A 10,909-nucleotide genomic window follows, 5' to 3' on the forward strand; every position below is an offset into this window, starting at 1 on the left:
TAGAGGAAAATATAAAGAAAAGGTGAATACAATATCTAGGTGATTACGTATGAAGTTAAGAAGTAATATTAAAAAACTAGGCAGTGAAAGTGGATATAAAAAAAGCTATATAGCAGAAAAACTAAACGTAAGTGTGAAACAATATCGGAATTATGAAACTGGTCATAGTCTAATCCCAATCGATAAAGCTTATATTCTTGCTTCACTTTTAAATTGCAAAGTTGACGATCTTTACACAATGGAGGAAGAGTAATTTGAAAAAAATTATATTAATGTCGAGTTTCTTGTTATTATTGGGAGCTTGTAGTTCAAACACGGAAACTACAAAAGAAGAAAAACCAAAAAAAAGAATAAGTACAGAACAACAGGAAAACAAGAATGATATGACGCAAAAAGAATTAAATGAACAATTAAAGAAGGAAGCTACGAAGGCTAACTTTGTGGAAATAAATGTTGATAATCCACCTAATGGAAAACGTATTTATATAGATGGAGAAGTAAGTATTTTGACAGAAGGTGGAGGTATTGATACTTTTACGTTGACTTCAAAAGAAGATAATAACGAATACGGAATATACAAAATTGAATTAGCCAATACAACCGATGCTGTTTATTCAGAAGGAGATATAGTTAGAATTTATGGAACAGTTAATGACAAGGATGAAACTGGTATGCCGAAGATTTTAGCAACTATCTTAGAGAAAAAATAAAAAAAAGCCCTTCTCAAATGAGTTGGGCTTTTACTCATACTCTCTTCACTTGTAAAATATCCATGAATGGAACTTTGATTGTTTCAGTGAATCTTTCTATATGTATGAGTTTTGTATTTCCATCCATTTTAACTACTTTCCCTCTGACTGGATCTTCTCTCTTCCACACAGTTAATCTAAGTTCAGCCTTATCCTCTAATGCTTCTGTTAAAGTATTGGCGATTTCCTCTAGTTCAAATTCATCTCGGCTTGGTCTTGATGGTTTTTTAACCTTCTTAGGTTTTGTTAATGTCATAATTATGCACCTCTCCTTACTTTCCGTACTGGTCCAACTGATAGAATATTGCTTATCTTAAAAGTGCGTTGCTGCTTACGAGTAAAGCAATAAGCACTAAAGGACTCTTCACTCATTTTAATAACCTGAATCCTGCGTTGGCTGAATTCCCCTTTATTGTTTTGATAAATCATTTCTAAAACCTCTTTACTTTCTACAGCTCTTTTAAGTAAACCTTTCATCAGTTAGACCTCCCTTTTGACATAATTATATACGAACAGTCGTTCGATTTCAACTTGATTTACGAACAAATGTTTGTATAATTAAATTATGAAAAGGAGATGGGGATATGTTAAAAGATCGGGGTACGAAAAAATGGGTTGCAATGATGCTGCCTGAACATGTAGCAGGAGTAAAAGAAGTTATTGAAAGCCAAAATAAGATTGAACAACCTACATTAGACGAAGACAAGTTGAATGATATAGACGTATTGATTCATGAAGCTATGGAATATAATCAGTTGCTTAAATTCAGTTTGTATAAAGATGGTTACATAAACACTTTGATTGGCAGAACTGTTTACATAGATTATTTAAACAACCAGCTGCGTATACAAGATGAAAAAGATTATATACATTACGTATCATTTAGAAAATTAGTTGATGTAGAAAGAGCATAAATGGAGTAGAAATAATGAGTAGATTATCTGAAGAAGAAAGAGACATTTTTGAAAATGCTATATATTTACCGATGCTTCTTACTGTACTTGATCGTGATTATAAAGTAGCTGAGACTGCTCCGTTTAAACTTAAGCAAGTCTACTTAAACTTAATCGAACACACGATGAAGAAAGTTCAAAAGGACATGCGAGAAAACAAAACGACAATGTATAAGAATAAGTGGAAACTGGTTAAAGGTGAAAGTGACGAAGCTTTTACGGAATATAATTTTTATTTCAATGGTTACCATGAAGTGCATAGATATTTTAATGATAATCTAAGAAACAATACAGAAAAGCTACTTAATTATTACTTTTCACATCGTCATTTAGATCAATAGGAAAGTTATTTAAGAATGTTTCAATTAGAAGTTTTAAATCTGTGGAGTCTTTCGCGGATTCATACTGTTCTTTCAGCTGCAATAATAGTTCAAAGTCGGTCATTTTATCCCTCCTTTCATACTAAGGAGGTTCTTTATGGTGGAGGTAATTTCCTTGTAGTTCACGAAATGTACAAAATAAAAACCAACTAAAAAAGTTGGCTTAAACTTATTAATATACATTTAATAGCCTATTACGTCCTTTGATACTTCAGTAATAATTTCACTAGGAATATCTTTGATTTCACGAACATAAACTTTATTTAATTTAGGATTGAAGATTCCTATCTTATCCACTTCTTGAAATTCATCATGTATAGAATGAAGTCCCATTAAATAATAAATTAGCAGTTGTAGAGTATGTTTATTAGTTGGTTCGTTTTTTGAAACTTTAAAATCCCAAAGAGCGTTACGAGTTAGGAAATCCCCATCTCCACTTGATATTATATTTGTATAACCACCTTCAAAAGTGAAACCATCTTTTACAATAGGACCGTAATTGTTAATAAAAGTCATGCTACGTTCTACCATAGTTCTAATATTAGAGATAGTATAAGATTCTGGTTGAATTGTATGTACAGGCTTATATCCAGATATACCACTTCTAAAAGCAACATCAAATCCTACTAATTTACATGTATTTTCTATAGATTTATTATCTAAACCATGGATTTCGTTTAATAACTCCTTTGCATAACCACTCTCCTTGACATTACTTGCCCCTCTAAGAGAAATTCTAAAAGTGTTTTCCAATGAAGATCCCATGGTTAAACGAGTAAGATAATCAACAGCTAGTCCAATCAAACCAGCTTGAATATTTTCTTCATCAAACAGAACCTTACCATCATTCAATTCAAATACCTTAAAATCTTTCGGTTTAATATATCCACCTCTTGGCTGCTTTGTTTCTTTTACCCTTCGCATTACCGAATACATAAAAAACACTCCTTCTATTAGCCGTTCTATTGTTATATATTTTCTGCAAAAAAAAGTAAATTCCTGCTAATAAAAAAATACCCTACTCCACAGAGCAGGGATTTTCAAGGTGTTCAATTAATGTGAACGAGTATGGTATATACATTTGACATTACTTTATGCGGATTTTTTGTTTTGGATAGATTAAATTAATATTCTTAATGCCAGGATTCAGTTTCTTGATTGCTGATACTGTCGTACCATATTTTTTAGCAATCTTTGTTACATTGTCTCCACTAACAACTGTATGGTATTGCTTGATGTTATCTACATTACCTGTAGTTTCATACTTTAATGTTTGTCCAATATAAATTTTATCAGGATTCTTAATACCGTTTAATTCTTGCAGCCGTTTAACGGTTGTTCCCCACTTAGATGCCAATTTACTCAATGCATCACCGCTTTTTACTTTGTATGTCTTGATGACTTTCTTAGTTGTGGAAGGCTTATTTGGTTTAGTAACAATCTCCGCAGATACTTTTTCTATGTTTGGCTTTACTACTTTTTCCTTTGGTAAATCTTTTAAGAATAACTCCTTTTCCTTTGCTCTACGTTTGACTAATCCATTTAATACTTTACCGCTTGATTTGTTCCATAAATCAAATTGATCAGCTGCTTCTTTGTATTTTCCTTGGTTCAATAACTTTAAAAGGTCACTTCGTTGTAAAGCACCAGCACCACAATTATAAGTAAATGACACAAGCGCATCAAATTGATTTTGATTAAGTGGTACTTTCACATTGTCGTTCACAGCTTTTTCAAACCGGGCAACATCCTTTCTAAAATATTCATCAGCTTGATCTTGAGTAATCCTCATATTTTGTTTTACGTCTGGACCATAGTGGCCATAACCGATTGTCCAATGTTCTTCCGTTGGAACTGCTTTATAAGCAGTTAACCGTACACCTTCAAACGACTTAATTAAAGATAAGCCAGTATTAGATAATTTCACTTTCCATTCCTCCAATCAATATTTTTCGTCCATAATATCTTGATCATCATCATTCTTAGTGGTTCCATCTCTTTTAGCTACAAGTTCATATAATCCAGTTGCTCCAAGTCCTGCAAATGCTCCACTCCATAGACGTAAAGGCAAATCTAAATCAGTAAACGGTGCAGCAACAATACTAACGACAATACCGATGATTAATGCAATCAAGGGTAAGTAATTCTTTTTGATATTTACAGTTTGTTTAGCAAGCTCCACTAAGGCAGCTACGATTGGTGATAAGATAGTTGCAAATAATAATACGATTTCCATAGTTAACACTCCTTATTTTGTAAATAATTTTTCGATCAGCAAATAAATAAGCCCTCCGCTTCCTGCGAGGACTCCTGCTACTTTCCATATTTGCTGTTGGGTAAAGTTTTTACGATCATTTGCTGATTGGCGAGAAAAAGTATCATTTTCCAATACGTGATCAATTAATTTTTGAGTCATTTCTTGTTGCTTACCTGATTCTTTCAATACCGTGTTCTCAGTAACTGTTAATTGATTTCGAATTTCAGTATTTAACTTTTCTTGCTCTATCCTATACTTTTCAAGTTCCTGCAACCTTTCTTCGTGATTTTCAACTTTCTTTTCCAATGTCAAACCCTCCTGCGCTGGCATTTTCCCATCCCCCTTTTCTCTCTGTAATCATGGACTCACCTCCTTGAAAGGCATGAAAAAAAGCCCTTTTATAAGGACTCCTCAATAATAGGTTCTAATATCTCAATACAAAATCTTTTGTAGTTTTCAAGTGATTTTTCCACTTTGTCATTAATTAAATTTTTATGAGAATTTAAATATTCTTCAATCTCTTCAAACTTAGGATACTTAAACATACTATCTATTCTTGCGTATTTTCCAAAACATCTATCAAACCCTTCATCACGTATTATCATTTTTAGATCGATGAAATAATGACTTGCCAACATTTTAAGAGCCTTGATAAACTGCTCATTATCGATATTCAAGTTCTGCTTTTTCTTCATAGTATAAAGTTCTAATATAGTTTCTTCCTTTGCCTTAAACTCCATCCCATCAAGTATGCCATCATAGATAATTAGATTAATATTTGCATTTAACAAAGGTTCTATAAAACTTTTTAAATCTTCAATTGTTACAGCAGCTTCGCTTATAATTTCTTCAGCCTGTTTCAATTGTGCTTCAAGTCCATTAGTTCCTATACTAAAATTTGAGAATTTGTCCATATTTATTACACCTGCACATGCAATTCCAGCTATAAGAATAACAGACATTTCTGCAACCTTCCCCATAATTCCAAACACAAGAGTAGGTAAAAGAATTAATAAGATTGATATTATTAACTTTTTCATATATTTTATCGTACTCCTTCTTATTTACTGTATTCAACATACTATAAACCAAAAGGAAAACCAATACATTTATCAATTCTTTACAGCTCAATAGTATCCTTAAATGAAGGTAAAAAAAGATTCCTCTTAATTGAAGAATCCTTGTGTTGCTTTTATTTTTCTTCATCTATTTCGTCACAATTGCGACATTCGAGTATAACTGTTTGATAATGAGAAGCTGCCAACATTACATCATTTGATCCACATTTATTACAAGTTATAATGAATTTATTACCCTCCATAATATCCTCCTTAAAGATAGTAAAAAAAGAGCCCTCTGTAAGAGCTCCATTTCATTTTTTCACATTTAAACCTCTGGACTCTGATCGTCTACATAAATAGCATACTCGAACTCCGGCAAGGTCTTGAGGTATTCATATGCTTGCATAAAGCTGTCCATTGAATCAGTCGAAGACGGAGTAAACGAATATACTTTAGTCTCTATTACATATGTTTTAGTCCTATCTTTGTAAATAGATAATACAATATCCATTTTCTCTTTATTTCCTTCGATTTTGACAATTTCACAGTATGCATCTTTAACCTTTATAATTTCGGTTATCCGATCTTTAACTTCAGGAAACTCAGATTTAAATCTATCATCAATTTGTATTTTTGTATTTACATAAATTAACTCATAATTGTAAGTCACTATAAGCCCCATTTATAACACTCCTAATCTCTAGTTACTCTTATATCAAGTTTTGATGTAACAGTAGGCGCTTGGCTGAATTTTATTTTAAAACCAGTAGTTGTTTTCGTTTCTGGTGGGATCCACCAAGTCCCTAGATTCCATTCCGGAGTAATATCAACCATATAGCCATCATCGGGTTGCACTCTTTCCGGCGTAAATGTGTATTCGTATTCAGTCCATCCAGTTTGAATAGGTATGCCCAGTCTTTTCACATTATAATTTTTAAGTCGTGTTGGTTCATCTGTATCAGATAAATCAATATTGGCATCTTTTGTAATAAATGTCGGCTCCATTAGTCCTGCTTTGTAAAAAGCTCCTACCCTTCCCCGAAAAAGATTTTTAACTGCAATGATATTTACATTGAACGTGTTAACTTCTAAACGCAACCAGCGCATTTTCCCTAATGAAAAGAACGTGTTTCCTTCCAGAATAATTAAAAATGACGATATATCATCAACATTGGATATTGAAAAAAAGTTTTTAGAATCCGTAGCATTAATTGTTTCATCGAATTTGTTATCTTTTATTCGTAAAGTTCCAGCGGCCATCGAATTATCTGCAAGGATTATATTATCATTAATGCTAGTTGTATTTGTTAGATAAAACCCGATATTTGTAGGTAAGTTATCGCTAATAGTAATATCGGTACATCTTGCTATAGTAATCAACATCACATCATTTCGTAAATTTCTAACGTATGGTATGTTGCTAATCCTTACTTTTTTATAAGCGTCAATCTCAAATAATTTATTAGTCCATTCCTGGCTAGGATTATTTTCGTTTGTGATTTCTATAGTCGTGTTATCTATAATAAAAGCAGTCTGCATATACACCCCACGAGGGACTGCAGCAAAATTATATTTCGTTCTCTTAAATATCAATTTACTATTAAGTATTTCAATGTGTGGGCTTTTTGTATCTCTTATCGCATCAAAATAAAGCAAAGAATTATTCACATGGATCTTTTGCGCCCAACTCATTTGCAAACTACCTTTGCAATTTTCTAATGTAATATTTCCTGTCATTTCCGGAAATTCATTAATTCCGTTCCCAGCAAGAAAATTACCCACGCAATTAACATAAGTGATATCGAACTCGCCCATTCCGTGGCAATCAAATGCCCCATGCCAATCATTCGGCATTCTAGAGTCAACAACTCTCATATGTCCGCTTGATGTGAAGTCGATTAAATGCCTTAAACCGAAACCACGTGCATTTTTAATAGTTCCGTGCACACTTGACATAATCTGCATACCGTATCCGCACCCAGCCGTTACAGTACGTGCATTAGTAGCAACAAAGTTATCAATAATTGGATTGTATACATTACGCAACATCAAAGCTGGAAAACGATGGCGAGAAGCTTTATAGTTAAGCAATGTAAAATTGGTTGCATAACGTACACTTATTCCAGCCACCCAACTATCACGTTCGCTATTGTCGGTAATAGTTGTAGGAATAGGCGTATCGTTAATATCTTCAAATATCAAATTCTCTATTGTTATGTTGTCTACTGTTTCTAATAAAGCGATTGTTCCATTTACTTTGGTGCTGTTGAATCGTAAATCTGAACAAACATCAATATACACATTAGCGCCATCAACATAGATAACATGCGCAATTACATTCAGCATTGATGGATTGTCACCATAATTCTTATCCCAACTATCGCTATAATTTTTTACGTTAACAGAAATAAAATCGCCTTTTTTAATTGTATTTCCAATCATAGGATTGTCAGTTACAATTTTAGATACTTGTGTGAACGGCTGTTTTAAGCCCTTAAAATTATCACCGTTCGAATAATACTCCTGGTCGATAATTCCTTCATTGCTGATGAGATCCACCACGTTCGTTCTTGTTTCTTCGAGTAGTCTTCCGTTAATCGTAAAAGCTCCATACATCCTTCCAACGCCATTGCTGTTGCCTAAATCTTCTGTACCAGCATAAAGAATACTTGAGCCATTTAAGTCAATATGAATATTTTTTTTAGCTAATATTTCAATTGGTTTTGTAATTAAAAAAACTTTATTTTGCGGAAAAATAATCTTTGAGTTGTTCGGGATATAATCAAAAAAGTTTTGCAGGGAAAGAGTGTCATCTGTCACTATATCCCCTTTCGCCCCATACGCCATTACGTTTGTACCTAATTCTTCTATTCGCGTGCCATTAGTCGACAACTCTGCGGTAAGGCGATTTTCCACTTCATTAATAGCAGATGGGTCAATGTTTTGTATCTCTATCCAATTTTCACCGTCAAATCGATAAATCTTCCCGCTATCCCTCGTCATTACTGTTTTACCTTCGACAACATCTGGATAAGTGGTTTCTAAATCTTCAAACGTGTTAACAGGAGGTAACCATTCGATTTTGGCTGCTCCTACTACTTTGTCAAAGGCTTTATTGGACACTGTTTCTACAGCATCATTAAAACCTTTTGCTAGTTCTTGAAAATTCTCATCTGCCACTATCCTAAAAGTTCTAGTTGATTCTATAGGTAGCTTTTTAACCATTAGTACCACCTCCATTTTCTATGGCGTTTATTCTTTCTTCTAAATTCAGAAGTAAAGCATAATCTTCTTTACTCATTAATCCGTTATTGTTTATTGAGACTAATGGGATATTTACAACTACATTTCCATTTTCATCAGTAATTATTTGGTCAAGCTTCTTTTTATCATGAGAACTCATTAATCCATTCTTCGTGTAATCAACTAATGGGATATTTACAATCACATGTCCTTGGCTATCGGTTACAATTAGATTAAGTTTTTGTTTATCAGATGAACTCATTAATCCATCTGTTGTTTCGGTTGCCACAGAATAAGATGGTATTTGAATTTTAGTTGGATCATATCCAGGAGCAAATTTTGTACCTGAACCAACAGCAACCTTTGATTCTGGTAGAGTTCCTAATGCTTCTACTTTAACCTTTCCAGAGCCATCCACTACTTTATTAATTGTTTTTCCTAATGTAGCAAAGCTTGATAGTATTCCAACCATATCCTTTGCGTCATTCGAAAATGTCACTTCGGGGGCTCTTCTCACAAATGGATATTTCCTATAACCTATAACTTCCACACTTGTATCAAAATTAAGTGGTTCATAGATTAATAACCAATGATCCCCCTTCTTGATTTCTTCTTTTTTCTTAACTGTTATCGATAAACTAATAGAAGGCTCATCTTGTATTTGAGTTTTTAAATAAGCCAGCATTTCTTCCGACTTTGTGTATCTTTCGTCCTTAATAGGTTCAGCGTGGCGCTCTCCCCAAATTTTTATATTCGGACTTTTATAAGTAACATACGGAAAATAATAGGAACCATCCTCTTTTTGTTTACCATACCCTCTGATTACCGTTTTTAAATTTGTTGTATCAATCCGACAATTAACGGTATCCGTATTATATAAATATCTAAATTGATTGTGAGTAACTTGCCCCCAACTATCTGCACCATAAAAAATAAGATGCTTATTATTAGCATCTATAACTGCATTAAATTTAGATAATATATCAGTTACCATGTTTAGAGCATTGGCATCACCGAAATTTTCTATTTCAACTTTTTTAAATGTCCCCACAACTTCCCAAGTGAATCCTAAAACATTTCCCTTAAATGTCCATTCTAAAGCCTCCTCAATAGTCCATGTTTTTGTCTTTTGCTCATATTGTCTATGATCTTGGCAAGTGAAATAAATGTGGTTGGCAGTAATAGATTTAGTAAGTATATTTCCCTTTGCATTTGGCTCAAGCTGCTTGATAACAAACCACTGACCGTCATACAAGATTAATGATTCATGTTGAATTAAATCAAAGGTGAATGCATTTTTATTTTTTTTCGTCACTTTAAAGCTAATCGACCATGTTGAGTTTTTTGTCCATTCCTCTGTAAAACTAGTAGAATCAAAACCTGTAAGAATCTCTTCGTGAATTCCATTATTAACAATAAGGTCCATAACATCACCTACTTGTATAAGAATCTAAATCCAAAAATGGTTCGTGGATTGGCTATTCCACTTAATTGGATTTGATTCCATCCCGGTTTCAAGGTAATAAGACCATGGTTTGTATCTCTTCCACAATGAGCACCATTTAGCAATGGATAAACTCCGTCTAGAATTAATGCATCAGCGGATTTTAAATTTTTATTATAGGTAAATACATCACCTGTATCCAAATTTTTGAGTGTGGGTTTTCCCACACCTTTTATTGTTATCTGCAATGTATGATAGTGTGATCGTGGGTTAATCGTTATATCTCCAGCATTAAATATTTTGAAAGTCGATTGAGAGTGTGAATAAGTTAAATCATCATCAAGAATTAGTCCTTGTCCTACCATTTGCCATATCTCGCTGTCCATATTAATCGGATGAATGTCCGTTCTGCCAACACTCTCTGCGAACCCTGTAAATGCTACAAAATCAACTTCATACGTTCCTGTCATCGGATTTAACCGTGTATCTGTAAAAGGGGTGCATTGAACCAAATAACGAAGTCCTGGCAATCGAGTCCAAGTAATATAATATGGTTCATAAGAAAAAAGAATCTGCCATATTTCCCTTTGAGCAAGTGTGTAATCAAGTATATCAATACCTTTAAACCAAAATCTGACTGTTATAGTTCTTGGTCTAAAGGTAGTTCCATTTTCTATGCTTCCGTCCAATCCTTCCATCTGTTCAAACTGAGTTTCAGGTTGTGGACCATTATCTATAACCTCAAGAAGGCGTGCGCCTCGAATTTCATTAATGTCTTGGCGCACACCATTTAAACGGTCAATAATTAAAGTTTCCAAAGTT

The 10,909-nt window shown here is 33.4% G+C and carries 16 protein-coding genes; 4 read left to right on the forward strand and 12 right to left on the reverse strand.

The window, feature by feature from the left end; all coding sequences use genetic code 11:
- The first annotated feature begins 49 nt into the window (after positions 1 to 49).
- Together NSQ89_RS12800 and NSQ89_RS12805 are read left to right on the forward strand one after the other, a co-directional pair.
- Entirely contained in the window at positions 50 to 253 is a 204-nt protein-coding gene (locus NSQ89_RS12800) for a helix-turn-helix transcriptional regulator (protein ID WP_341132708.1), read from the forward strand.
- A 1-nt stretch (position 254) separates the two neighbouring features.
- On the forward strand, positions 255 to 710 hold the full coding sequence (locus tag NSQ89_RS12805; RefSeq protein WP_341132709.1) for a hypothetical protein: 456 nt from the start codon (positions 255 to 257) through the stop codon (positions 708 to 710).
- 34 nt (positions 711 to 744) lie between these two features.
- Here the strand turns inward: NSQ89_RS12805 and NSQ89_RS12810 are convergent, their stop codons facing one another.
- Positions 745 to 1,005: a YolD-like family protein gene (locus NSQ89_RS12810; RefSeq protein ID WP_341132710.1), complete on the reverse strand. Its 261-nt coding sequence runs from the start codon at positions 1,003 to 1,005 to the stop codon at positions 745 to 747.
- A 2-nt stretch (positions 1,006 to 1,007) separates the two neighbouring features.
- Entirely contained in the window at positions 1,008 to 1,226 is a 219-nt protein-coding gene (locus NSQ89_RS12815; RefSeq protein ID WP_123257932.1) for a WYL domain-containing protein, read from the reverse strand.
- Between the two features lie 107 nt (positions 1,227 to 1,333).
- Here NSQ89_RS12815 and NSQ89_RS12820 point away from each other — a divergent pair, with 107 nt between their 5' ends.
- Positions 1,334 to 1,663, forward strand: coding sequence for a YolD-like family protein (locus tag NSQ89_RS12820; RefSeq protein WP_144544369.1), 330 nt, complete (start codon positions 1,334 to 1,336; stop codon positions 1,661 to 1,663).
- A gap of 14 nt (positions 1,664 to 1,677) precedes the next feature.
- Positions 1,678 to 2,043, forward strand: a complete 366-nt coding sequence (locus NSQ89_RS12825) for a hypothetical protein (RefSeq protein WP_341132711.1) — start codon at positions 1,678 to 1,680, stop codon at positions 2,041 to 2,043.
- On the opposite strand, the gene NSQ89_RS12830 is transcribed toward NSQ89_RS12825, so the two are convergent.
- The 10 genes from NSQ89_RS12830 to NSQ89_RS12875 all read right to left on the reverse strand — a co-directional run bounded on the left by NSQ89_RS12830 (position 2,006) and on the right by NSQ89_RS12875 (position 10,905).
- Positions 2,006 to 2,146 (reverse strand): hypothetical protein, encoded by a 141-nt coding sequence (locus NSQ89_RS12830; protein WP_341132712.1) that lies wholly within the window; start codon positions 2,144 to 2,146, stop codon positions 2,006 to 2,008. The two genes, NSQ89_RS12825 and NSQ89_RS12830, sit on opposite strands and share 38 nt — an antisense overlap.
- Before the next feature lie 119 nt (positions 2,147 to 2,265).
- The gene (locus NSQ89_RS12835; protein ID WP_341132713.1) at positions 2,266 to 3,018 is read right to left on the reverse strand and encodes a hypothetical protein; all 753 of its coding nucleotides are present in this window, start codon (positions 3,016 to 3,018) and stop codon (positions 2,266 to 2,268) included.
- Positions 3,019 to 3,169: 151 nt separating this feature from the next.
- Positions 3,170 to 4,009 (reverse strand): lysozyme, encoded by an 840-nt coding sequence (locus NSQ89_RS12840; protein ID WP_341132714.1) that lies wholly within the window; start codon positions 4,007 to 4,009, stop codon positions 3,170 to 3,172.
- Positions 4,010 to 4,024: 15 nt separating this feature from the next.
- On the reverse strand, positions 4,025 to 4,318 hold the full coding sequence (locus NSQ89_RS12845; protein WP_249878228.1) for a holin: 294 nt from the start codon (positions 4,316 to 4,318) through the stop codon (positions 4,025 to 4,027).
- A gap of 12 nt (positions 4,319 to 4,330) precedes the next feature.
- A complete protein-coding gene (locus tag NSQ89_RS12850; RefSeq protein WP_341132715.1) occupies positions 4,331 to 4,645 on the reverse strand; it encodes a hypothetical protein in 315 nt (104 codons plus the stop codon).
- Between the two features lie 92 nt (positions 4,646 to 4,737).
- Positions 4,738 to 5,379, reverse strand: coding sequence for a hypothetical protein (locus NSQ89_RS12855; RefSeq protein WP_341132716.1), 642 nt, complete (start codon positions 5,377 to 5,379; stop codon positions 4,738 to 4,740).
- A 346-nt stretch (positions 5,380 to 5,725) separates the two neighbouring features.
- On the reverse strand, positions 5,726 to 6,082 hold the full coding sequence (locus tag NSQ89_RS12860; protein WP_341132717.1) for a hypothetical protein: 357 nt from the start codon (positions 6,080 to 6,082) through the stop codon (positions 5,726 to 5,728).
- A gap of 11 nt (positions 6,083 to 6,093) precedes the next feature.
- Complete coding sequence (locus NSQ89_RS12865; RefSeq protein ID WP_341132718.1) at positions 6,094 to 8,625, reverse strand: hypothetical protein; 2,532 nt, start codon at positions 8,623 to 8,625, stop codon at positions 6,094 to 6,096.
- On the reverse strand, positions 8,618 to 10,069 hold the full coding sequence (locus NSQ89_RS12870) for a phage tail protein (RefSeq protein WP_341132719.1): 1,452 nt from the start codon (positions 10,067 to 10,069) through the stop codon (positions 8,618 to 8,620). Before NSQ89_RS12870 ends, NSQ89_RS12865 begins: the two co-directional genes overlap by 8 nt.
- Before the next feature lie 8 nt (positions 10,070 to 10,077).
- The gene (locus NSQ89_RS12875) at positions 10,078 to 10,905 is read right to left on the reverse strand and encodes a phage tail family protein (protein ID WP_341132720.1); all 828 of its coding nucleotides are present in this window, start codon (positions 10,903 to 10,905) and stop codon (positions 10,078 to 10,080) included.
- Positions 10,906 to 10,909: the final 4 nt, after the last annotated feature.

It is taken from the genome of Niallia sp. FSL R7-0648 (genome assembly GCF_038007005.1).
In the GTDB taxonomy this organism is placed as follows: Bacteria; Bacillota; Bacilli; order Bacillales; family Cytobacillaceae; genus Niallia; species Niallia circulans.

Bases quoted from the DNA above. Each gene is read 5' to 3' on its own strand.
- NSQ89_RS12830 (WP_341132712.1), bottom strand. From the start codon at position 2,146: ATGACCGACTTTGAACTATTATTGCAGCTGAAAGAACAGTATGAATCC.
- NSQ89_RS12825 (WP_341132711.1), top strand. From the start codon at position 1,678: ATGAGTAGATTATCTGAAGAAGAAAGAGACATTTTTGAAAATGCTATA.
- NSQ89_RS12810 (WP_341132710.1), bottom strand. From the start codon at position 1,005: ATGACATTAACAAAACCTAAGAAGGTTAAAAAACCATCAAGACCAAGC.
- NSQ89_RS12800 (WP_341132708.1), top strand. From the start codon at position 50: ATGAAGTTAAGAAGTAATATTAAAAAACTAGGCAGTGAAAGTGGATAT.
- NSQ89_RS12855 (WP_341132716.1), bottom strand. From the start codon at position 5,379: ATGAAAAAGTTAATAATATCAATCTTATTAATTCTTTTACCTACTCTT.
- NSQ89_RS12845 (WP_249878228.1), bottom strand. From the start codon at position 4,318: ATGGAAATCGTATTATTATTTGCAACTATCTTATCACCAATCGTAGCT.
- NSQ89_RS12820 (WP_144544369.1), top strand. From the start codon at position 1,334: ATGTTAAAAGATCGGGGTACGAAAAAATGGGTTGCAATGATGCTGCCT.
- NSQ89_RS12865 (WP_341132718.1), bottom strand. From the start codon at position 8,625: ATGGTTAAAAAGCTACCTATAGAATCAACTAGAACTTTTAGGATAGTG.
- NSQ89_RS12835 (WP_341132713.1), bottom strand. From the start codon at position 3,018: ATGTATTCGGTAATGCGAAGGGTAAAAGAAACAAAGCAGCCAAGAGGT.
- NSQ89_RS12870 (WP_341132719.1), bottom strand. From the start codon at position 10,069: ATGGACCTTATTGTTAATAATGGAATTCACGAAGAGATTCTTACAGGT.
- NSQ89_RS12815 (WP_123257932.1), bottom strand. From the start codon at position 1,226: ATGAAAGGTTTACTTAAAAGAGCTGTAGAAAGTAAAGAGGTTTTAGAA.
- NSQ89_RS12860 (WP_341132717.1), bottom strand. From the start codon at position 6,082: ATGGGGCTTATAGTGACTTACAATTATGAGTTAATTTATGTAAATACA.